At 33.8% G+C, this 21,607-nt stretch carries 21 protein-coding genes; 13 read left to right on the top strand and 8 right to left on the bottom strand.

From position 1 onward, the window contains the following. Positions 1-45: 45 nt before the first annotated feature. From BOW55_RS08215 to proC, 5 genes are all read left to right on the top strand, one after another. Positions 46-1,827 carry a tetratricopeptide repeat protein gene (locus BOW55_RS08215; RefSeq protein ID WP_129023727.1) on the top strand — a complete coding sequence of 594 codons (1,782 nt, stop codon included), beginning with the start codon at positions 46-48 and terminating at the stop codon, positions 1,825-1,827. A 104-nt stretch (positions 1,828-1,931) separates the two neighbouring features. Beyond that, positions 1,932-2,243, top strand: a complete 312-nt coding sequence (locus tag BOW55_RS08210; protein WP_129023726.1) for a DUF4286 family protein — start codon at positions 1,932-1,934, stop codon at positions 2,241-2,243. 154 nt (positions 2,244-2,397) lie between these two features. Beyond that, positions 2,398-3,177: a 16S rRNA (adenine(1518)-N(6)/adenine(1519)-N(6))-dimethyltransferase RsmA gene (rsmA, locus tag BOW55_RS08205; protein ID WP_089053388.1), complete on the top strand. Its 780-nt coding sequence runs from the start codon at positions 2,398-2,400 to the stop codon at positions 3,175-3,177. Beyond that, entirely contained in the window at positions 3,167-4,573 is a 1,407-nt protein-coding gene (mgtE, locus tag BOW55_RS08200) for a magnesium transporter (protein WP_129023725.1), read from the top strand. The genes rsmA and mgtE overlap by 11 nt, the downstream gene beginning before the upstream one ends. Before the next feature lie 181 nt (positions 4,574-4,754). After that, on the top strand, positions 4,755-5,531 hold the full coding sequence (gene proC / locus BOW55_RS08195) for a pyrroline-5-carboxylate reductase (protein WP_129023724.1): 777 nt from the start codon (positions 4,755-4,757) through the stop codon (positions 5,529-5,531). A gap of 72 nt (positions 5,532-5,603) precedes the next feature. Here the strand turns inward: proC and nhaA are convergent, their stop codons facing one another. Next, positions 5,604-6,746, bottom strand: a complete 1,143-nt coding sequence (nhaA, locus tag BOW55_RS08190; protein WP_129023723.1) for a Na+/H+ antiporter NhaA — start codon at positions 6,744-6,746, stop codon at positions 5,604-5,606. A 158-nt stretch (positions 6,747-6,904) separates the two neighbouring features. After that, positions 6,905-7,594: an alpha/beta hydrolase gene (locus BOW55_RS08185; protein ID WP_129023722.1), complete on the bottom strand. Its 690-nt coding sequence runs from the start codon at positions 7,592-7,594 to the stop codon at positions 6,905-6,907. 368 nt (positions 7,595-7,962) lie between these two features. On the opposite strand from BOW55_RS08185, the gene BOW55_RS08180 reads away from it, so the two are divergent. The 5 genes from BOW55_RS08180 (at position 7,963) to BOW55_RS08160 (ending at position 10,723) form a co-directional block, all read left to right on the top strand. Further along, a complete protein-coding gene (locus tag BOW55_RS08180) occupies positions 7,963-8,910 on the top strand; it encodes a 2-hydroxyacid dehydrogenase (protein WP_089053383.1) in 948 nt (315 codons plus the stop codon). A 180-nt stretch (positions 8,911-9,090) separates the two neighbouring features. Continuing rightward, positions 9,091-9,498 carry a DUF805 domain-containing protein gene (locus BOW55_RS08175; RefSeq protein ID WP_129023721.1) on the top strand — a complete coding sequence of 136 codons (408 nt, stop codon included), beginning with the start codon at positions 9,091-9,093 and terminating at the stop codon, positions 9,496-9,498. 26 nt (positions 9,499-9,524) lie between these two features. Then, positions 9,525-9,800, top strand: coding sequence for a TM2 domain-containing protein (locus BOW55_RS08170; protein WP_129023720.1), 276 nt, complete (start codon positions 9,525-9,527; stop codon positions 9,798-9,800). Between the two features lie 92 nt (positions 9,801-9,892). Further along, a complete protein-coding gene (locus tag BOW55_RS08165; protein WP_129023719.1) occupies positions 9,893-10,156 on the top strand; it encodes a TM2 domain-containing protein in 264 nt (87 codons plus the stop codon). Between the two features lie 201 nt (positions 10,157-10,357). Next, the gene (locus BOW55_RS08160; protein ID WP_129023718.1) at positions 10,358-10,723 is read left to right on the top strand and encodes a DUF805 domain-containing protein; all 366 of its coding nucleotides are present in this window, start codon (positions 10,358-10,360) and stop codon (positions 10,721-10,723) included. A gap of 87 nt (positions 10,724-10,810) precedes the next feature. Here the strand turns inward: BOW55_RS08160 and BOW55_RS08155 are convergent, their stop codons facing one another. Beyond that, positions 10,811-12,613, bottom strand: a complete 1,803-nt coding sequence (locus BOW55_RS08155; protein WP_129023717.1) for a lysophospholipid acyltransferase family protein — start codon at positions 12,611-12,613, stop codon at positions 10,811-10,813. A 120-nt stretch (positions 12,614-12,733) separates the two neighbouring features. Between BOW55_RS08155 and BOW55_RS08150 the strand changes: the two genes are divergently transcribed. From BOW55_RS08150 to BOW55_RS08140, 3 genes are all read left to right on the top strand, one after another. Further along, the gene (locus BOW55_RS08150) at positions 12,734-13,495 is read left to right on the top strand and encodes an exodeoxyribonuclease III (RefSeq protein ID WP_129023716.1); all 762 of its coding nucleotides are present in this window, start codon (positions 12,734-12,736) and stop codon (positions 13,493-13,495) included. Positions 13,496-13,654: 159 nt separating this feature from the next. Next, the gene (locus BOW55_RS08145) at positions 13,655-14,599 is read left to right on the top strand and encodes an OmpA family protein (RefSeq protein ID WP_089053376.1); all 945 of its coding nucleotides are present in this window, start codon (positions 13,655-13,657) and stop codon (positions 14,597-14,599) included. 256 nt (positions 14,600-14,855) lie between these two features. Then, positions 14,856-15,893: an aldo/keto reductase gene (locus BOW55_RS08140; protein ID WP_129023715.1), complete on the top strand. Its 1,038-nt coding sequence runs from the start codon at positions 14,856-14,858 to the stop codon at positions 15,891-15,893. A gap of 93 nt (positions 15,894-15,986) precedes the next feature. Here the strand turns inward: BOW55_RS08140 and BOW55_RS08135 are convergent, their stop codons facing one another. The 5 genes from BOW55_RS08135 to panD form a co-directional block, all read right to left on the bottom strand. Continuing rightward, positions 15,987-16,400, bottom strand: coding sequence for an RDD family protein (locus BOW55_RS08135; protein ID WP_129023714.1), 414 nt, complete (start codon positions 16,398-16,400; stop codon positions 15,987-15,989). A gap of 2 nt (positions 16,401-16,402) precedes the next feature. Further along, the gene (locus BOW55_RS08130) at positions 16,403-18,367 is read right to left on the bottom strand and encodes a transglycosylase domain-containing protein (RefSeq protein WP_129023713.1); all 1,965 of its coding nucleotides are present in this window, start codon (positions 18,365-18,367) and stop codon (positions 16,403-16,405) included. A gap of 158 nt (positions 18,368-18,525) precedes the next feature. Beyond that, a complete protein-coding gene (gene radA / locus BOW55_RS08125; RefSeq protein ID WP_129023712.1) occupies positions 18,526-19,887 on the bottom strand; it encodes a DNA repair protein RadA in 1,362 nt (453 codons plus the stop codon). After that, positions 19,887-21,041, bottom strand: a complete 1,155-nt coding sequence (locus BOW55_RS08120) for an alpha/beta hydrolase (protein ID WP_129023711.1) — start codon at positions 21,039-21,041, stop codon at positions 19,887-19,889. Before BOW55_RS08120 ends, radA begins: the two co-directional genes overlap by 1 nt. 207 nt (positions 21,042-21,248) lie before the next feature. After that, entirely contained in the window at positions 21,249-21,599 is a 351-nt protein-coding gene (gene panD / locus BOW55_RS08115) for an aspartate 1-decarboxylase (RefSeq protein ID WP_017495920.1), read from the bottom strand. Positions 21,600-21,607: the final 8 nt, after the last annotated feature.

The following is a 21,607-nucleotide window of genomic DNA, read 5'->3' as shown; positions in this document are numbered from 1 at the left end:
GATTCTACAATAGGCAACAAAAAGCGGCAACTTAATAAGCTGAATATGAAAAACATCTTTATCTATATCGTTTTGTTGTGGTCTGGTTTTGTATTCGCGCAAAACGAGCAACTGGCAAATAATTACTACGAGAAAGGCGATTTTGAGAAAGCTAAACTGATTTATGAAGAGCTTTTAAAAGGTTCTCCCTCTAATACTCAGTATTTTTTAAGAACAGTAGACTGTTACCAACAGCTGCAAATGTTTGATGTTGCTGAAAAAACGATTCAAGATCGCTATAATAAATATAAGCAAGGTGTTTTTTTAGTTGAATTAGGATATAATTATCAGTTGCAAAAAAATGATTCTAAGGCTAAATCGTATTACGAGCAGGCAATCGATAAAATCAAAACAAGTCCTAATGATGTTTATGGAATTGGTAATTCTTTTGAGAAAAAAGTTTTGCTTGAATATGCGGTGAAAGCATATCAAACGGGAATGCAGGTGCAGCCCAATTATAATTTTAACTTCCAAATCGGGATGTTATACGGTCAGCTTGGGAAAACAGATCTAATGATCGATATGCTGCTGACAGAATCGTATCAGAATCCGCAAAACGCCAATTTGATACAAACACAGCTTTCCCGTTTTATGAATGGGGAAACAGATAATACTGCATTTAAAGATGCTATGCGAAAAGCCTTGATTTTAAAAACACAAAAAGATCAAGATGTTTTTTGGAATCATTATCTAAGCTGGTTTTATGTACAGCAAAAAGAATTTGGAAAAGCATTTATTCAAGAGAAAGCAATTTACAAACGCGAACCAGAATCATTAATAAGCATTGTAAATCTGAGCCAGTTTGCTATAAACGAAGATGATACTGACACGGCAGAAGAAATATTGAATTTCATTCTTCAAAACACCAAAGATTTAGATTTATTGGTAGAAAGCAACGCCCGTTTAATGCAGATTAAAATCGATAAAGCGCAGGAAAAAGATTATCCTGCAATTACAAATGAGTTACAGCAATTGCTCACAACTTATGAAATAACTCCTTTTACCTTATCTTTGCAATTAATTCAAGCGCATTTTTTAGCTTTTAATCTAAAAAAGACAGAAGAAGCTAAGGCAATTGTGAAAAAAGCGCTGGAATTAAACTTGAACGCATATCAGCAGGCAGACGCTAAAATGGAACTTGCAGATATTTTGTTATTGGAAGAAAAGTTTAATCAGGCATTAATTTATTATTCGCAGATTCAATTAGATCTAAAGAATGATGTTATGGTGTATGAAGCAAGTTTAAAAGCCGCTAAAACAAGTTATTTTAAAACTGATTTTGAGTGGGCTTTAACACAGTTTAAAGCATTAAAATCGGCAAACACTCAATTGATTGCTAATGATGCTCTAGAGTATTTTTTGTTAATAAACGATAATAAAGCTGCAGATTCGACACAAACCGCTTTGAAACAGTTTGCAAAAGGTGATTTTTTAATTTATCAGAATAAAAAACAAGAAGCAATTGCACAGTTTCAAAGCATATTAAAGGCTTATAAAGGACAGGAAATTGAAGCTGTTACAATGTTGCGTTTAGGTAAGATTTACGAAAGTTTGAAGGATTACAATTCGGCTTTAAGCCAATACCAGCAAATTATCGATCACCACAGTGACGGAATTTATGTTGATGAAGCGCTGTTTTTTTCGGCAGAAATTTACAACGATGAATTGCATGATACAGAAAAGGCAAAGCCTTTATATGAAAAGGTAATTTTTAATCATCAGGATAGTATTTACTTTGTTGATGCCAGAAAAAAATACCGAGAGTTAAGAGGGGATAAGAATTTATAAATTCCAAATTCCAAAGAAAAGAATTAATAATACGATGATTCAATAAGGGATTAAGTGCCTAAAAAGAAACTTGATACCTTAGAATCTCAGAATCTTTAGAAAAAATGATTATTTACAACGTTACAACCAATATACACGAAAGCGTTCACGACCAATGGTTAAAATGGATGCAGGAAAAACACATACCAGAAGTTTTGGCAACTCAAAAATTCTCATCGGCAAGAATTGTGAGAGTTTTAGTTGAAGAAGAAATGGGAGGTATCACATATTCCGTTCAATATATAACAGACAGCAAGGCTACTTTAGAAAGGTATTATCTTGAAGATGCGCCTAAATTACGACAAGAAGCATTAGAATTATTTGCTGATAAAATGCTCTCTTTTAGAACAGAGTTGGAGCTGATTTCAGAGCACTAAGTTTGAGTTTTAACCTCGGTTTTGCATTTTTAGTTAGAGAATTGAGACAAAAACTAAATAAAACTTTGTGTCTTTGAGTCTTAGTAGTAAAAAAGTTTGAGCCTTTGCAGCAAAAAGAATACTTTTGCGCCCTCGCGGCAAAACAAGATAGAAAATGGAAAAAGTAAAAGCCAAAAAACACTTAGGACAGCATTTCCTTAAAGACGAAAGCATCGCAAAAGCAATTGCCGATACTTTGAGCTTAAAAGGATATGAAGAGGTTTTAGAAATAGGACCTGGGATGGGTGTGCTTACTAAGTATTTGCTCGAGAAACCAATTAATACTCACGTGATCGAAATTGATACCGAATCTGTGGCGTATTTAGGTGAGAACTATCCAAAACTAAAAGATCAGATTATCTCTAAAGATTTTCTGAAATACAATATACATGAAGTATACGGAGATAAACAATTTGCAATAATTGGAAATTTCCCTTACAATATCTCTACTCAAATTGTTTTTAGAACATTAGAGTTTAGAGATCAGATTCCTGAGTTTTCGGGAATGTTTCAAAAAGAAGTTGCAGAACGAATCTGCGAGAAAAAGGGCTCCAAAGCCTATGGAATCTTATCTGTTTTAGCACAGGCTTTCTATGATACTGAGTATCTGTTTACGGTAGATGAAAATGTTTTTATTCCTCCGCCCAAGGTCAAGTCGGGTGTGATGAAAATGACCCGAAAGGAAGATTATAGCCTTCCTTGTGGTGAAAAGTTATTTTTTACAGTAGTAAAAACGGCTTTTCAACAAAGACGAAAAACATTACGTAACAGTTTGAAAACATTAAATTTATCTGATAATCTGCGAGAAGACACTATCTTTGATAAACGTCCGGAACAGCTTAGTGTCGAGGAATTTATTGTTTTGACTCAAAAAATAGAAGCCGATGGAGTTTAAAATCAGTAAAGAGCTCATTAAGGAAATAGCACAGCTTATTCAAGCTAAGAACAATAAAGAGCTAGAAATTTTATTGAATGACATGCACCATGCTGATTTCGCCGAAATACTTGACGAAATTGACATTGCAGATGCTACTTATATTTTTAAGGTTTTAGACAGTGAAAAAACAGCCGAAATTCTTTTAGAATTAGAGGATGATTTGCGTGAGAAAATCTTAAACCGACTTTCGCCAAAGGAAATTGCTGAAGAGCTTGATGAGCTTGAAACAAATGATGCGGCAGATATTATTGGTGAACTTTCGAAAGACAGAAAAGCTGAAGTAATTTCGGAACTTCAGGATGTTGAGCACGCAAAAAGCATTGTAGACTTACTTCGTTACGATGAGGATACTGCCGGAGGTATCATGCATAAAGAGTTAGTGAAAGTGAATGAAAACTGGAACGTTCTTACTTGTGTGAAGGAAATGCGTATTCAAGCCGAAAATGTTTCAAGAGTACATTCTATTTATGTAGTCGATGATGAAAATCGTCTTAAAGGCAGATTATCACTTAAAGATTTGCTGACTACTTCTACAAAAACACAAATTTCAGATATTTACATTAGAAAATTATACTATGTAAATGTTGAAACACCAGATGTTGAGGTTGCTCGAATGATGGATAAATACGATCTAGAAGCAATTCCTGTTGTAGATGAATTAGGACGTTTAGTAGGTCGCATTACAATTGATGATATTATCGACGTAATCAAAGATGAAATTGAAAAAAGAGATACCGAAGATATTCAAAAGTTTGGAGGACTTGAAGCGTTAGAACTTCCTTACGTTCAAACCCGACTTGGTGAAATGGTAAAAAAGAGAGCAACTTGGTTAGTTGTTCTGTTTATTGGTGAAATGTTTACCGCTTCGGCAATGGGATTTTTTGAAGGAGAAATCGAAAAAGCCGTTGTTCTAGCTTTATTTGTACCGCTTATTATTTCGAGTGGAGGAAATTCTGGTTCGCAAGCTGCAACATTGATTATTCGTGCCATGGCCTTAAAAGAACTTACTTTAAAAGACTGGTGGTATGTAATGAAAAAAGAAATTGCATCTGGATTTTTGCTTGGTGCGATTTTAGGTATTGTTGGTTTTATTAGAATTTTAGTTTGGCAGCAAAGCGGATTGTATGAATATGGCGAGCATTGGTTGGCGATAGGAATGACAGTTTCACTTTCATTAGTATTTATTGTTTTGTGGGGAACACTTTCAGGATCAATGATACCCTTTCTATTGAAAAAACTTAAACTGGATCCCGCAACTTCATCAGCACCTTTTGTAGCTACTTTGGTTGATGTAACCGGATTAGTGATTTACTTTACAATTGCGTCCTTACTCCTAAAAGGGAAGTTGTTATAAAATAAAATAAGTTTGTTTACTGCATTGAATTAGGGTTTTTACAGCCGCTAAAGGATTCTCGACTTTAGATTTTTGCCACAAATTGATACGTTACAGTGATTTAAAATGGGTAAAATCTACGTAATTTACATGCCGAAAAACAGGCTGTTAATCAGCCAACAATAAATTAAAACCAAGCAGGATGAAAGTACACATTATAGGGGGAGGAAACCTAGGCGTTTCTATTGCCTTAGGAATTGCAAAATTTTCAAAAAACAATCAAGTTACCGTAACGAGAAGAAACACTGCAAGTATTCAATATTTATCTGAATATGGAATTACAGTTTCTAATGACAATAAACATAATATTCAGGAAGCTGATGTAGTGATTTTAACGATAAAACCGTATCAAGTTGATACCGTTTTAGCTGAAATTCTGCCAGTTATTCAAAATAAAACAATTGCTTCGGCAGTAAGCGGATTGTCTTTGGATATTCTTCAATCAAAAACAAATAACGAATATCCAGTTGTGCGCATTATGCCAAATATTGCGGCGCAGTTTGGAGAATCGGCAACTTGTATTTCTTTTCCAGAAAAAGACCGTGAAAAAGCGCTGCCAATTGTTGATCTATTTCAAGATTTAGGAACAGCTCCAGTAATTGATGAAAAATTAATGGATGCAGCGACTGTTTTAGGTGCGTGCGGTACTGCGTATGCTTTGCGTTACATTCGTGCCTCTATGCAGGCAGGAATTGAGATTGGATTCGATTCAAACACAGCTTTAGCAATTGCGGCACAAACCGTAAAAGGAGCAGCAAAAATGTTATTAGAAGAAAAAGTACATCCAGAACAATTAATCGACCGTGTAACAACGCCTCAAGGCTGTACAATTGTTGGTTTAAATGAAATGGAACACAATGGTTTCAGTTCGTCATTGATAAAAGGAATTAAGACTTCTTTGAAACAAATTAAAGGCTGAGAATAAATAAAATCAATATTTAAAAATCCTAATTCCAAACTTGATAAGTGGGGAATTAGGATTTTTTATTTTTTAGACTTTTTTCTTTCCTAAAACATATTTGAGGTAAACAAAACCAAATAGACCAGATAGAACAGAAGCAATTAAAATCGCTATTTTAGAAAATACAATAGTTTCAGGATCTGTAAAAGCAAGAATTGTGATAAAAATAGACATTGTAAAACCAATACCTCCAAGCATTCCTGCTCCTAAAATATGCGCCCATTTTAAGTTTTTAGGTAAAGCGCATAATCCGGCACTAACACCAATTGACGAAAATAGTAAAATTCCTAAAGGTTTTCCAACGACCAATCCGAGAATAATTCCAAAAGTATTTGGGTGATTTAATCCTTCATGCCAGTCAGATTCAATCGCGATACAAGTGTTTGCAACAGCAAAAAGAGGTAAAATTACAAAGGCAACAGGTTTATGTAAAAAATGCTGCAGCTTATAAGAAGAAGATTGCTCATCTCCATTGCCAAACGGAATTACAAAAGCGAGAATAACACCCGTAATAGTTGCATGAACACCTGAATTAAGCATAAAATACCACATAACAACTCCACCAATTAGATATGGAATTAGATTGTGAATTTTCATTCGATTCAAAACAAACAAGAAAACCCATATTCCTAAAGCAATAGCAAGATTTACAAAAGCAATCGAAGTGGTGTAAAATACTGCAATTACAATTATAGCGCCCAAGTCATCAATAACAGCAAGAGCTGTTAAAAAAACTTTTAACGACGACGGAACTTTGCTTCCTAAGAGGGAAAGAATACCAATTGCAAAAGCAATGTCAGTTGCCATCGGAATTCCTGCGCCGTTTTGAGTTGCTGTTCCAAAGTTTAACGCTAGAAATATAGCGGCAGGAACCAGCATTCCTCCAAAAGCGGCCATTATAGGCAGTGAAGCATTTTTTATGCTGGACAATTCACCATGATAAATTTCTCTCTCTAATTCTAAACCAATTAATAAAAAGAAAATAGTCATTAAACCGTCATTAATCCAATGCGTGATAGAATGACCATTGAAATCTTTTTCCCAAAACGATATATATTCAGCAGAATAAGAAGAATTAGCAAGATACAACGAAACAATCGTAACAAATAATAGAAGCAGCCCGCCTGATTTTTCGTTTTCAAAAAAGGCTTTAAAAGTTTTGGTTAGTTTCATTTGAAAGGTATAATAATTTAGAAAGAAAGAATTTTCTTTAACTCTTGTTTTTCAAAGTTAAAAAAATATAACCAATAAAAAATTCTGATGTTTTGTAATGAGGTATTTCTTTTCCAAAGCCATAAAAAAACCGCCTAAATTGGCGGTTTTAAGTTTTTTTAGAGAGCTGCTGCGGCTTCTAGAATTAAAGCACTTACCTCTTTAGGTTTTGATGCCAGAGATGCGTGACCAGCGTCTAAATGAATAATTTTTTTAGGATTTAATTGTTCTGCCATTTCTTTTTGAGTTTCTGGCGGAATCATATTATCGTGATTAGAAATTTGATACCAGCTAGGTTTCGTTTTCCAAGCAGGTTCGCCTGCTTGATCTCCAAAACATTGACCATGTATTGGTTTTTGAGCGAGTGCCATAACTAAAGCTCTTTCTTCGTCTAAATCCTGTCCAAACGATTTGTGAAATTCATCATACTTGATCCACAAAAATCCTTTAGGATCAGGATAGATACTGGCGCCTCCTGAGCCGGCTCTGCGTCCTAAAAGCGCTCCTAAACTGTCTCCTGCATCTGGTGCAAATGCAGCAATATAAACTAAACCCGCAACTTTGTCGTGGTTTCCCGCTCCAGAAATTACAGCTCCCCCGTATGAATGACCAACCAGAAGTACTTTGCCTTCTTGAGCATCAATTAAATCTTTTGTTTTATTTATATCGTCTTGTAAAGAAGTTAAAGGATTTTGAACACTGCGCACTTTGTATCCTTTTTTTGCCAGTTCAGGAATTACATATTGCCAATGTGATCCATCTCCCCATGCTCCGTGAACCAAAATAATGGTTAAATCTTGTGTTGCCATAATTGTTTTATTGTTTAAGTGGTTAAAATGTAAATTGCTTAATTAGAATTTAATATCAGTTTGTTTAAACGATTGGTCAATTATTTTTTTAGGTTAAGAAAAAATGAGGCAGGTTTATGATTTGTTTTTAAAGTAACAGGTATCTATAAAATTATGAAAATTAATTGATTAACTCTTATTAGTGATTTAATTTTTGTGATGTTAAAGTTAAGGAATGCGGAAGCCGTTAGTTGGCTTGAAAGGGATTTCTTTAAATTATTGAATAGGATGTGCAGGTTTAGTGAAAACGGGCAGTGTTTATGAGATTAATAAATCAATAAAAAACTAAGAGAATTAACCGTATTTTTGTTTTAATAAATTAAATAAAAATGAGTGTAAAAATTCTACATATTGACAGTAACCATCCAATTTTATGGAAACAGTTGGAAGAGGCTGGTTTTGAAAATTATGCCGATTTTACTTCTTCTAAAGAAGAAATTGAGGCGAAGATTCAAGATTATAATGGAATCGTAATTCGCAGCCGATTCAAAATCGACAAAACGTTTCTTGATAAAGCGGTCAATTTGCAGTTTATCGCAAGAGTTGGCGCAGGTTTAGAAAGTATTGATTGTGATTACGCCTTGGATAAAGATATTGAATTAATTGCTGCTCCTGAAGGAAATTGCAATGCCGTGGCAGAACATACTTTAGGAATGATTCTTTCTCTTTTTAATAAATTGAATATTGCTGATTATGAAATTCGTTCAGGTCAATGGAATAGAGAAAGTAATCGTGGTCATGAACTTGATGGTAAAACCGTTGGGATTATTGGATATGGAAATATGGGTAAAGCTTTTGCCAAAAAACTGAGAGGATTTGATGTTGAAGTTTTATGTTATGACATTCAAGATAATGTAGGTGATGAAAATGCCAGACAAGTATCGTTAAAAGAACTTCATGAAAAAACCGATGTATTGAGTTTGCATATTCCGTGGACTCCTGAAACGGATAAAATGGTTGATGCGGCATTTATTAATGAGTTTAAAAAGCCAATATGGATCATTAATACTTCACGAGGTAAAAATATTGTAACGGCAGATTTGGTCGCAACAATGAAGTTAGGAAAAGTATTGGGTGCAGGTTTGGATGTTTTAGAGTATGAAAAACTGTCTTTTGAAACGCTTTTTCAAGACAAAAATACACCAGAAGCCTTCCAATATCTTTTAGATGGAAGAAAAGTAATCTTAACACCGCATATTGCCGGATGGACTTTTGAAAGCCATGAGCGCCTTGCGCAGGTTATTGTAGATAAGATAAAAGCCATTTATAAAAAGTAAACAAAGACAACTGTAATAGTTAACATTTTATAACGAGTTTTTTCTTGTGAAAAAACTCACGTCATAATTAGTTTATAAAATTAATTTTTGATAATATTGTTGCGATTTTAACAAAAATTAAAGGAAGAAATAATCAAAGTCTTCAAATGCGATAAATATTAACAAACTAATTTATTATTTATGATTGAGTGGTACAAGAAAGTAGTTTTTGAGAACTATGCGAATTTTTCAGGTCGTGCAAGAAGAAGTGAGTATTGGTATTATACACTAGCTTCTATAATTGTTTCTATAATACTTTCAACTTTGGATAATATTGCTGGTTTGACTTTTGGTCTTGCAGATTCAGGAATATTATCGTCGATTTATAGCTTATTGGTTTTTTTACCTGGTTTAGGAGTAATGGTAAGACGTTTACACGACGTGGGTAAAAGCGGTTGGTTTTTTCTGGTTGTACTTATTCCGTTAGCGGGAGTTATCTGGTTACTTATTGTCTTGTGTACAGAAGGTAATAGCGGTGTAAATGCGTACGGACCTGATCCTAAGGACGATTTTGAAGAAATAAACGAAATAGGACGTGCTGAAATATAAATAATCTAAAATACAATAATATAAACATGGAAAATACAAAACCAGAAGCTTGGAATACTCCGTCAGCTCCAAGACAAGAAAATAAAAAAGTTGCTGCCGGAATTTTAGGAATTTTAGTTGGAGCTTTAGGAATTCATAAATTCTATTTGGGTTACACGAAAGAAGGAATAATTCAAATACTTCTTAATCTTTTATGTGGACTAGGTAGTTTAATAGGATTTATAGAAGGAATAATTTACCTTACTAAAAGTGAAGAAGACTTTTATCAAACGTATCAAGTTGGAAAAAAAGGCTGGTTCTAAAAATATGTATTCCCATTTGCAATTAGCAAATGGGATTTTTTTTTGATTACCCCATATTATTTAATTAACTATTGAACTTAAAAATATAAATTATGGAAAACACACAATCGGAGTTTGGAAATGCTAAACCAGAGAATAAAAAAGTTGTAGCAGGAATTTTTGCGATTTTGCTTGGAGGATTAGGAGTGCATAAATTTTATTTAGGTTATACTAAAGAGGGTATTATTCAGCTTATTTTAGGATTATTATGCGGTATAGGTGCCATAATTGGTCTTATAGAAGGCATTATTTATTTAACGAAGAGCGATGAAGAGTTTTATCAGACTTATCAGGTTGGTCAGAAAACTTGGTTCTAAAAATATAAAAAATCCCATTCAGTAATGAATGGGATTTTTGTTTGTAAGCAGTTCGTTCTTAAAAAAAATGTCTTTTTTTGATACTATAATGTCGGTTAGTTTCTTTAAATAATTGTAAAAGTAAGTAATCTTGAACTTTGTTAAAAAGTAATGGAGTAACTGAAAATCCATAAAGAGTAGGGCAATTTTAAAGATTTTATTATGTTAGAAATGTACAAAAAAGTAGTTTTGGAAAACTACGCAAACTTTAACGGAAGAGCTAGAAGAAGAGAATATTGGTTGTTCACTTTGTTGAATGTTATTATAGGTTATGGTTTGTTGTTTGGTTTAGGCTTTATTTCTCCTAAATTAACAATCGTAAGCACTATTTATAGTTTAGCGGTCTTAATTCCTGGAATCGCTGTCGCAATTAGAAGAATGCACGATATCGGTAAAAGCGGATGGTATATTCTTATTCCACTTTATAATATTGTATTACTTGCTACTGAAGGTGAAAAAGGACCAAATCAATATGGTGCAGATCCTAAAAATGGATTAGAAGAATTAGATGAAATTGGAAAAGAATAAAGTCTAATTTGTTTTTAAATAAGCGTTGAAACTGAAAAATCCCATTTGTTATTACAAATGGGATTTTTTTATTTTGAAAGATTGCAGTTAATCTTCTTTTTCAGATAATTTACGCTCTAATTCTATTTGAAATTCTTCAATAACGGGCTTCATAGTGCTTTCTGGAATATCAGCGATTCTAATGTACATTAAGCCGTCAACAGCGTTATTAAACAAAGGATCTACGTTGAAAGCAACAACACGCGCATTTTGCTTGATGTACTTTTTAATTAAAACAGGTAAACGTAAATTTCCTGGTTCTAATTCATCAATGATTTTGTCAAATTTATTTAAATCAGATTCCGCTTCGTCGAAGATAAAGTCTTTGTCAGCATCTTTTAATTTTACTTTATAAGCTTTCTTCGGATGAATGTATTGCGCAATATAAGGATCGTAATAATTTGATTTCATGAACTCGATCATCAACGATTTAGAGAAATCAGAAAATTGATTACTGATACTTACGCCGCCTAATAAATATTTGTGTTCAGGATGGCGAAGAGTAGTGTGTATAATTCCTTTCCATAACAAGAACAAAGGCATCGGTTTTTGCTGATATTCACGAATGATAAAAGCACGTCCCATTTCAATAGATTTGTGCATCATATCGTGAAGTTCTGGTTCAAATCTAAAAAGATCTGTCAAGTAGAAACCTTCGATACCATATTTTGGATAAATCTCAGAACCTAATCCCATGCGGTAAGCACCTGCTATTTTTTTGGTTTCATCATCCCATAAAAACATATGGTGATAATATTTGTCGTATTCGTCTAAGTCAATAGATTCGTTGGTTCCTTCACCTACTTCTCTAAAGGTGATTTCACGCAGACGACCTATTTCATGCAGAATATTAGGAATCGATTTTGCACGTGCAAAAAACACTTCGTAATTTTTGCTCTGCAGCAAGCGGCAATCACTATTTCTTAGCGCATTAACCTCGTCAATCATTTTTGATTCGTTCGCCGGCGTAACAATTTTTTTAGGTGCTTTTGCTATTTTTAAACTAGCAGTGTCAATCAATTTGGTATCTTTTTCAAACGGATTAGCCAACATATAAGTTTTCTTTCTCAAGAATTCAGAATATTCTTCAAACGATTCGATTTCGTTTTGCTCGTTTACTGAAATTGGTTTTCCAATACGAACTTTAATCACACGATCTTTCTGTGTCAGTAATTCCGAAGGTAATTTTGCCGTACGCAAAGTATCATCAATTTTAGAAAGCCAGTAGAATAATTTACTGTTTTTAGCATGAAAATAAATGGGTACAACTGGAACTTTGGCTTTTCTAATTAATTTTAAAGCGCCTTCTTCCCAAGGTTTGTCAACTACTAATTTTCCATCTTTATAAGTCGAAACTTCACCAGCAGGGAATATTCCTAAAGGTTTTCCGTCGCTTAAGTGGCGTAAAGTTTCTTTAATTCCGACCACACTCGATTTAACATCCTTATGATTTTCAAAAGGATTTACGGGCATGATGTATTTTTTAAGAGGAACAATTCGGTGCAATAAAAAATTAGCGATAATCTTGAAATTTGGTTCTCTTTCGAGCATTAATTTCAAAAGCAAAATACCATCAATTCCTCCAAGCGGATGATTTGAAATGGTAATATAAGCGCCATCTTTAGGTAAACGTTTTAGATCTTCTTCAGGAATTTCAAATTTGATTTCCATTTCATCCAAAATCCCGTTTAAAAACGCAACATCCTCTAAGTGTTTATTGTGATCGTAAATTTTATTTAGGGTAGAGATCTTAAGGACCTTCATAAGAATCCAGCCTGAAAAAGTACCAAACACTCCGTACTTATCAACATTTATTGCTTTTGCAACTTCTTTCGCGGTAACTAAACCCATGTACTATTTTTAAATTATTAGAGCAGCCAACAAAGATAACAAAAAACTCTACTTTTCGTTTATTCAAACGCAAACTTTCCACTTTTTTATTACATTTGAAATCCTTAAAAATACAATCTGATGAAAATTATTTCTTATAATGTAAACGGAATTCGTGCTGCAATTAACAAAGGTTTTATCGAATGGCTGCAACAGGCAAATCCTGATGTAATCTGCCTTCAGGAAATCAAAGCTACGCAGGATCAAATTCCGGTTGACGATATTACGGCCGCGGGCTATCCTTATCAATATTATTATCCAGCAACAAAAAAAGGTTACAGCGGTGTTGCAATTTTATCCAAAACAAAACCCAATAATGTAGTCTACGGTACAGGAATTCATCATATGGATTTTGAAGGACGTAATCTTCGCGCTGATTTTGATGATGTTTCGGTAATGAGTTTATACCTTCCGTCTGGAACTAATATTGAAAGATTAGATCATAAATTTATGTTTATGGATGATTTTCAAACGTATATTAATGAATTGAAGTTAGCTATTCCGAATCTAATTATTTGCGGTGATTATAACATTTGCCACGAAGCAATAGATATTCATGATCCAGTACGTAATAAAACAGTTTCAGGATTTTTGCCTGCTGAACGTGCGTGGCTTGATGCTTTTATGAAATCTGGTTTTATTGACAGTTTCCGTCATTTTAATAAAGATCCGCATCATTATTCGTGGTGGAGCTATCGTGCAGGAGCGAGAGGAAATAACAAAGGCTGGCGCATCGATTACAATTTGGTAAGTGCTCAGATGGAACATCGTTTAAAACGTGCTGTGATTCTTCCGGATGCGATGCATTCAGATCATTGTCCGGTTTTAGTTGAGATTGAGTAAAATTTGGTATTGTTCTTGTTGAGAGAAATGGGATTCGGAAATTCTGATAAATTGAATTTTACTTTGATTTTAAAGAAAATGTTCATTTAGATTTTATTCGAATTATCGTTTAAATCAGGAATTAATAATACGTTTCAAATAAAAAAAACAGAAAATAAAATGATTAAAAAAGCTTCGATAGGATTAGTGGTTTTGGCTTTGTCTATGACTTCTTGTGTGTCTAAAAAGATTTATAATGATTTGGAAACAAAGTATTCAGATCTTAAAAAAGAAAATCGTTCTATTGCGGATCAAAATGCCGATTTGCAAAAATCAAAGAATCAGCTGGAATTAGAACGCGATAATTTAACCAAAGATTTAAATAGCACGAAAGATGAATTGGCGAAACAAAAAGCTGATTTAGCCGCTGCGCAAAATAAATATAAGGTTTTACAAGATTCGTACAATGCTCTTGAAAAAAACAGCAATGACGCATTGGAGAAAAACATGAATAAAAACCGCGAATTGTTAGCGCAGTTGGAAGCAAAATCAAAGAAATTGGCTGAAGAACAAGCAAGTCTTGATAAAACGGCAAGTCGATTAAAAGAGCTTGAAGATATGATTGCTGCAAAAGAGGAATCAATGCGCAAGCTGAAAGAAACTTTATCGAAAGCTTTAAATGGTTTTGAAGGTAAAGGTTTGACGGTGGAACAAAAGAACGGAAAAGTTTATGTTTCTATGGAAAATAAACTGCTTTTCAATTCTGGAAGCTGGGCTGTTGGAACAGAGGGAAGAAAGGCTGTTGTAGAATTAGGAAAAGTTCTAGGCGACAATCCTGATCTTTCGGTTCTTATTGAAGGACATACAGATGATGATCCATATGCTGGTTCTGGGCCAATTGCAAACAACTGGGATTTATCTACTAAAAGAGCGACTGCAATTGTGGCTATTTTAAGTGAAAATGCTAAAATCAACAAACAAAAATTAACTGCGGCTGGAAGAAGTGAATTCTCTCCTTTAGCAAGTAATGCGACTCCAGAAGGAAAAGCTAAAAACCGCAGAATCGAAATTATTTTAACTCCAAGATTAGACGAGATTGCGGAGATGCTTAATAGTATTAATTAAGGTGCTGAGGTTCTGAGGAACTAAGATGCTGAGATTTTTAAAAGGTTCAAAGTTTATGCTTTGAGCCTTTTTTATTGCTCTAAATTCAGCTTAGTTCCTTAGTTCCTCAGAACCTTAGCCTCTAAGAAAAACTTGTAGTTTTTTTAACTATTCTGAGATTTTCATTTGAAGAATAGCATCGTATCTTTGAAGCTTATTATTCAAAAAAGAAACCTTAGAATCTTAGTTTCTCAGAACCTTAGTACCTTAGAAAAAAATGAAATACACTACATTACCCAATACCAATATAAAAGTTAGTAAAATCAATCTTGGAACCATGACTTTTGGTCAACAGAATACAGAGGCAGAAGGTCATGCTCAAATGGATTATGCACTGGAACAAGGCGTGAACTTTTTTGATACTGCAGAGATGTATTCGGTGCCGGCAAGTGAAGCGACTTACGGAAGTACTGAAAAAATTATTGGAACTTGGTTTAAAAAATCAGGAAACCGTGATAAAGTCGTTTTAGCTTCTAAAATAGCAGGGCCAAATCCGAATTTTGGTTATATGCGTGAGAAATTAGATTTTTCGCCTGCAAGTATTAAATATGCTTTAGAAAACAGTTTAAAGCGTTTGCAGACAGATTATATTGATTTGTATCAAATGCATTGGCCGGAAAGAAAAACTAATAATTTTGGGCACCGTGCATTTACAGGTTTTGAAGATGCATGGGAAGACAACTTTAGAGAAATTTTAGAAACGTTTGACGGATTAATTAAAGAAGGAAAAATTAAACATATTGGTGTTTCAAATGAGAATTCTTGGGGAATGATGCGTCTTTTAGAAGAAAGTAAATATCATAATCTGCCTAGAATTAAAACCGTTCAAAATCCGTATTCATTATTAAACCGTCTTTTTGAAGTGAATTCAGCCGAAGTTTCAATGCATGAAAATGTTGGGTTGCTGGCTTATTCGCCTTTAGCATTTGGGGTTTTAACGGGTAAATTTTTGACAGGAGAAGCACATCCCAATTCTAGAATAAAACTTTTTCCTCAATACACGCGTTACAATAGTGAACAATGCACAAAAGCAACAAAGTTGTATTTAGAAATTGCTGAAAAACACGGTTTAACTTTGACAGAATTGGCAATGGGATTTGTATTGCAGCAGCCGTTTTTAACAAGTGCAATTATTGGTGCAACAACTTTAGAACAATTAAAAGAAAATATTGCCACAATTGATGTCGTGCTTTCAAAAGATATTATTGCCGAAATTAATCAAGTTCAGGCCATAATTCCTGATCCAGCGCCTTAATTTCAATTTTGTAATAAACACAAAAGCCACAAAGTAACACAGACTAATCCGTGATAATTTGTGGCTTTTTTTGTGCCGTCAAAAGCAGCTGTCTTAATTATTCGGTTTTTGTGTTACCACTATTTTTGCGATTAAATCACCCAATTTTTGATTCTTCTTTGTCAAAGCAATTGTGATTAAATAAAGGAAAGGACAAACTAATTCAAGCAGATCAAAAATTCGTCTAATAATTATTCTAAAATATTTTTTGTATCCTTTTATTTTCATAGGATGATCAAATGTCATTTGCAGCTTGAAGATGTGCTTTCCAATAGTTTTATTCATAAAAACATCCTGCAGAATAAAAAAGAGATAATAAATTAAAAGACCAATTTCCGTTTTAATGAAGCTCTCACCACTGCTATTTTTATAGGAGATATATGGAAATAGTATTTTAACTGTAAGAGCTAAAATGATAAAGTCAATTCCAAAGGCGAATACTCTTTTAAATAAATAAGTGGGTTTCATAATTACAAATCAAATTCGTCGCTGATAGATAAAGAGTCCGCAGGAACTGCAGTAGAATCTGGAGCTTTGATTCGTATTAATGAGCGTGCATTTCCAGAAATGTAAACGGGTAATTGTCCAATTGTATCTTCTGGAATCAATAAACCTCGGCGAAACATTAGATTCTTTAAGAATTTCTGGTTTTTGATGGCGAAATCTTTCAAATTACCTTCATCATTAAATTGATACATGAATTTTCTTGGTTTCGGAATAATCGTTGCTAAATATAAACATTCGTCTACGCTTAAAGCGGATGGGCTTTTTTGGAAATAAAAATGACTTGCTTCGCCAATTCCGTATACATTTGGTCCCCATTCAATAATATTGAAATAAACCTCCAGCATTCTTTCCTTGCTTACAATTCGGTTATTTTCTAAAATATAAACCAAAAGGATTTCTTCAAGCTTTCGCGAAAGCGTTTTTTCTCTCGTTAAGAATACATTTTTAATCAGCTGCATGCTTATCGTGCTGGCACCGCGTGAGAACTTCTTAGTTCTAATGTTTTTAAGAATAGACTGTTTGAAAGCTTCATTTATAAAACCACGATGCGAGAAGAAAGAAGGATCTTCAGTTGTTAAAACACATTTTCGTAAATATGGCGAAATTTGATCTAATGGCGTATAATTTGGATTTGCATTTCCAACTAAAACGGGACGCTGCAGTACATTTTGAATAATGGCACGATACACAAATTCACCGTTTAGTTTATTCAAATCGGCTTCACCGTACTTAGTAATATGTAAATCTTCTTTGTTTAGTTTACTGTCAAAAACAAGTGTATTCGGTTTGTTTTTATTGAATTTGAAATCGAGTTTATAATCAAAATTTCCCGTTGCCTGCATACCTTGAAAATGCGTAAATAAACCATCAGGTAGCGAAACAATGAAATCTTGCGCTTTCATTTTCGGAATATTCACCTTCAAAGTATAAACAGTATCTTTTTCTGTGCTGTAAGAGACGTATGGTTTTACTTTAATCTTATTCAATTGCATTGCTGAAGTACTGTCAATTGATATAAAATCATCACCCAGTAAAAAGCGGTAATCAAAACGAGCATTTTTTATGACAACATCTTTACTGGCAATTTTTGGATGATTAATTTTCAGATTAACAATCGAGGTGAAACCGTCAATGTGCAATTCGCTGCCGCTTTTGTCAATGTTTTGAACATTCAAGCGAATAGAATCAAAGCTTGCTTTTAAATTGTAGCGTTCATCAAGATAAGGAACGCGAATGGCTCCAGTATCTAAATTAAAGAAACGAATGTCGGCTTTTTGATTTCTTGGGTCAGCAAAACCTTTTAAGTTCCAGCGCTGATCAAAATCTTTGCTTTGAACATGAATATTAGTTTCGAGCTGTTTGTTGTTTAAAACCAGTTTATTGATTGCAACAGCTGTTTTTTTGCCATTATCATCGATTTTGAATTGGAAGTTTTCCAAATTCATATCTGTCGGAACCAGATTTAATAGTTTAGAAATAATGCGATAAGCAAAAGCACCGTATTTGCGTTTTTCGTTTTTCTCAGAATCATCACGGTTTCTTTTTAGGAAAGCATCAAAATTTCGAATTTTTCCCTTTTTAACCAATTGAATGTAGCCGTTGTTAACTTTTAAAGTACCAACTTGAACATCGCCGATTAATAAGTTGCTTAAGCTGACACTGGTTTCAATGTTTTTGATTTTTAAAAGTGTGTCTGCGTTTTTTGGAACCAAAACAACATCTGTAAGTTTTATGCTGGACAATCCGCTGAAGGAAGCTTCTTTTATAGAAAAATCACTGTTGTAATCAACAGCCATTTTGTGAGTGACTTTTGCGACAGCTTGTTTTAGAAGCGAGTTGCGAAAAAAGTACAATCCGATGCAAAGCAAAACCAATATAACGGCTAGTATTTTTAGGGCTTTGTATATTTTTTGTTTTGGAAAATTCATATCAGCAGTTTTCGAAAGAATTTAGAACTATTAGAATGAAGTGTTGTTTTTTCAGCTACAAATTGTACTAATTTCTCGAATTTAGTAAATGTCTAAATTTAGATTTTAAAATTAAATAAAAATTCGTGTTTAATTTGTGGAATTCGCGGCGAAAAAAATTACCCGAAAAGAATACTGGCAACATCTTCAATTTTAGCAACAAGTTCAATTTTAATTCCAGTGTTTTTTAAAGTGATTTTATTGTATTTAGAAACAAAAATAGTATCAAAACCTAGTTTTTCGGCTTCCTGAATACGCTGATCAACACGATTTACAGGGCGAATTTCTCCAGAAAGTCCTACTTCGCCGGCAAAACAAAAACCTTTTCCAACTGGAATGTCTTCGTTTGAAGATAAAATCGCAGCAACAACAGCAAGATCAATTGCGGGGTCATCAACAGAAATTCCGCCCGTTACATTTAAGAAAACGTCTTTTGCGCCCAAACGAAATCCTGCTCTTTTTTCTAAAACCGCCAAAATCATGTTTAATCTTTTAGCATTGTATCCTGTTGTGCTTCTTTGCGGAGTTCCATAAACTGCTGTGCTTACAAGTGATTGAATTTCGATCATAAGCGGACGCATGCCTTCGAGTGTTGTGGCAATCGCAGTTCCTGATAATTCTTCGTCTTTGTGCGAAATCAATATTTCTGACGGATTGCTTACTTCTCGTAAACCGCTACCAAGCATTTCATAAATTCCCAATTCGGCCGTCGAGCCAAAACGGTTTTTAAGCGAACGCAAAATTCGGTAAACGTGGTTTCTGTCGCCTTCAAATTGAAGAACAGTATCCACCATATGCTCCAGAATTTTTGGTCCTGCAATATTTCCGTCCTTTGTAATATGTCCTATTAAAATAACTGGAGTATTGGTTTCTTTAGCAAATTTGATTAATTCTGCAGTGGTTTCTCTAATTTGAGAAATACTTCCCGCCGTTGATTCAATATAATCAGTATGTAAAGTCTGAATCGAATCGATGATTACAATTTCGGGCTGAATTGCTTCGATTTGTTTAAAGATATTCTGCGTTTTTGTTTCTGTAAGGATATAACAGTTATCGCTGTTTGGCGTTATCCTTTCGGCGCGCATTTTTATTTGTTTCTGACTTTCTTCTCCAGAAACATATAAAGTTTTATAAGGTAATTTTAGTGAGATTTGAAGTAAAAGTGTACTTTTTCCTATTCCTGGTTCGCCACCCAAAAGAGTTAAAGAGCCAGGAACGATTCCACCGCCCAAAACACGATTTAATTCGCCGTCAGTAGTGTTCATGCGAATTTCCTGAGCCGAGTCGATTTCGTTTATTTTTAAAGGTCTCGGCGCTTTGCCTGATGAAGTTGGTTCGCTTTTCCAAGCCACTTTTTCCTGCTTCTGAATAATTTCTTCAGCAATAGTATTCCATTCTTTGCACGCATTGCATTGGCCTTGCCATTTTGAATATTGGGTGCCGCAATTTTGGCAGAAAAAGGAAGTTTTAACTTTTGACATTATTTACTTTTTTTAGTAAGTGCGTTCATTTCGTCCATCTTCTCATACATTAAATCCTTGTTCAAATCGCCGATAGGTTCCATTTGAGAAGCGTTTTGATATTTTTTTGAGGCATGTTTTGCATCGCCCATTTTTTCATACATTAAGCCTAGTTCGTATTCTCCCAGCATTGCTTTTGGATAATTTACATTTCCTATTTCGGCCATTTTTCCTAGTTCGTCGTATGCGTTCTTTTTCAAGATTACATTTTCAATCACTTTAAAGTCGCTCATTCGAACTGGAATCTGAACGCCTAAAACTTCTGACATTGTATTGTATTTTTTTTCTAAATAATCAGCATAACCTGTTTCAAGTACAGCGATTTTGTTTGCGTATTCTGCAGAATTTATTGGTCTGTAAACTTCAAAAATCTGATATAACGCACTCGGAATCGAATGTAAAACTTCAGTATAATGAGTTGCGTTTTTAAATAATTCGTATTTATAATTTACTAACGGATTATTTGCGATTTTAATATTGTTGTCTAATTTTTCTATCGGTTCTTTAATTTTTTTTATGTCTCCTTCTCCCGCAGAAAGATAATAGAATATTGGTTTTTGTATTTTGGCAAACTTTTCGGCAATACGTACTTCCATTTTTGGAGCCAATTCTGGACTTAGACAAATATACGCACTGAAAAGCGGGTTTTCTTTATATAAATAAAAATTGGCAAAACTCGCCGTTACATCATGTCCAGCAATAATTCTAAAAGGCGAGGTTCTGTATTTTTTTTCAATATAAGGAACTAATTCTGCTCCTATAAATTCAAAAAACTTTGCTCCTTTTTCAAAAGGTAGTCCCTCGTTTTGATCAATTGTTGTGTCGTCGTAACGTTCCTCATCTTTGTTTTGATGAATCCCGATTATGATCATTTCTGGAATATCATCCCAATAAGTACCATAACTTACGGCTCCAGAAAAAGGGTCAAACAAATAATCGCCGTCTAAAAGATATAAAACTGGATATTTTTTGTCTGGCTTAGCTTCATATGAAGCCGGAAGTCCAATTGTTATCCTTCTTTCTTCTCCGAGTTTTTGGGATTGAATGTTGTCGAATTTTTTCTGCGAAAAAACAGAAATGGAAATAAATGCAATTAGTAGGTAAACTTTTTTCATGATTTGTGGCATTTCAGTGAATTAAAAAGTATTGAAAATAGAATGGCAATATAATACTTTTATTTGCTCTTTTATTTATTTGGGATTTTAAAAAAAGCAATAGTATTTGTGCTTTTGCGTTTGTTTGGGTTTAGGCAAAAGTAGTCCTATTTGTGCAAAATAAATTTTTGACAAATAGCAAAATAAGATATAATTTGAGGTTGAAACCTAGGTTAATGAATTGTCATTTTCATTAGGGAAAATAATCCATGGTTTGAAGGTTTTTGCTTCTTCAAATTCTAGGGTTGCATATGAAATAATGATGATAATGTCATCTTTTTGAACTTTTCTAGCTGCAGGACCATTCAGCGTAATTTCGCCTGAATTTTTTTCTCCTTTAATGGCATAAGTTTCAAAACGTTCTCCGTTATTAATGTTAACGATAGCTACTTTTTCGCCTTCAATGATGTTTGAAGCTTCTAGTAATGTTTCATCAATAGTAATACTGCCAATGTAATTTAAATCGGCTCCAGTTACTTTAACTCGATGAATTTTTGATTTTATAACTTGAATTTGCATGTTGCAAA

The sequence above is a fragment of the Flavobacterium sp. YO12 genome, assembly GCF_004119495.1.
In the GTDB taxonomy this organism is placed as follows: Bacteria; Bacteroidota; Bacteroidia; order Flavobacteriales; family Flavobacteriaceae; genus Flavobacterium.
Note: the sequence above shows the minus strand (reverse complement) of the source record. Positions and strands in the feature narration are given on the sequence as shown.

Excerpts from the sequence above, each read along its gene's own strand:
- rsmA (WP_089053388.1), top strand. The coding sequence starts at position 2,398 with ATGGAAAAAGTAAAAGCCAAAAAACACTTAGGACAGCATTTCCTTAAA.
- mgtE (WP_129023725.1), top strand. The coding sequence starts at position 3,167 with ATGGAGTTTAAAATCAGTAAAGAGCTCATTAAGGAAATAGCACAGCTT.
- BOW55_RS08160 (WP_129023718.1), top strand. The coding sequence starts at position 10,358 with ATGTTAGAAATGTACAAAAAAGTAGTTTTGGAAAACTACGCAAACTTT.
- BOW55_RS08175 (WP_129023721.1), top strand. The coding sequence starts at position 9,091 with ATGATTGAGTGGTACAAGAAAGTAGTTTTTGAGAACTATGCGAATTTT.
- nhaA (WP_129023723.1), bottom strand. The coding sequence starts at position 6,746 with ATGAAACTAACCAAAACTTTTAAAGCCTTTTTTGAAAACGAAAAATCA.
- BOW55_RS08140 (WP_129023715.1), top strand. The coding sequence starts at position 14,856 with ATGAAATACACTACATTACCCAATACCAATATAAAAGTTAGTAAAATC.
- BOW55_RS08145 (WP_089053376.1), top strand. The coding sequence starts at position 13,655 with ATGATTAAAAAAGCTTCGATAGGATTAGTGGTTTTGGCTTTGTCTATG.
- BOW55_RS08210 (WP_129023726.1), top strand. The coding sequence starts at position 1,932 with ATGATTATTTACAACGTTACAACCAATATACACGAAAGCGTTCACGAC.
- proC (WP_129023724.1), top strand. The coding sequence starts at position 4,755 with ATGAAAGTACACATTATAGGGGGAGGAAACCTAGGCGTTTCTATTGCC.
- BOW55_RS08180 (WP_089053383.1), top strand. The coding sequence starts at position 7,963 with ATGAGTGTAAAAATTCTACATATTGACAGTAACCATCCAATTTTATGG.
- BOW55_RS08120 (WP_129023711.1), bottom strand. The coding sequence starts at position 21,041 with ATGAAAAAAGTTTACCTACTAATTGCATTTATTTCCATTTCTGTTTTT.
- BOW55_RS08185 (WP_129023722.1), bottom strand. The coding sequence starts at position 7,594 with ATGGCAACACAAGATTTAACCATTATTTTGGTTCACGGAGCATGGGGA.
- BOW55_RS08170 (WP_129023720.1), top strand. The coding sequence starts at position 9,525 with ATGGAAAATACAAAACCAGAAGCTTGGAATACTCCGTCAGCTCCAAGA.
- radA (WP_129023712.1), bottom strand. The coding sequence starts at position 19,887 with ATGTCAAAAGTTAAAACTTCCTTTTTCTGCCAAAATTGCGGCACCCAA.
- BOW55_RS08150 (WP_129023716.1), top strand. The coding sequence starts at position 12,734 with ATGAAAATTATTTCTTATAATGTAAACGGAATTCGTGCTGCAATTAAC.
- BOW55_RS08215 (WP_129023727.1), top strand. The coding sequence starts at position 46 with ATGAAAAACATCTTTATCTATATCGTTTTGTTGTGGTCTGGTTTTGTA.
- BOW55_RS08155 (WP_129023717.1), bottom strand. The coding sequence starts at position 12,613 with ATGGGTTTAGTTACCGCGAAAGAAGTTGCAAAAGCAATAAATGTTGAT.
- BOW55_RS08130 (WP_129023713.1), bottom strand. The coding sequence starts at position 18,367 with ATGAATTTTCCAAAACAAAAAATATACAAAGCCCTAAAAATACTAGCC.
- panD (WP_017495920.1), bottom strand. The coding sequence starts at position 21,599 with ATGCAAATTCAAGTTATAAAATCAAAAATTCATCGAGTTAAAGTAACT.
- BOW55_RS08165 (WP_129023719.1), top strand. The coding sequence starts at position 9,893 with ATGGAAAACACACAATCGGAGTTTGGAAATGCTAAACCAGAGAATAAA.
- BOW55_RS08135 (WP_129023714.1), bottom strand. The coding sequence starts at position 16,400 with ATGAAACCCACTTATTTATTTAAAAGAGTATTCGCCTTTGGAATTGAC.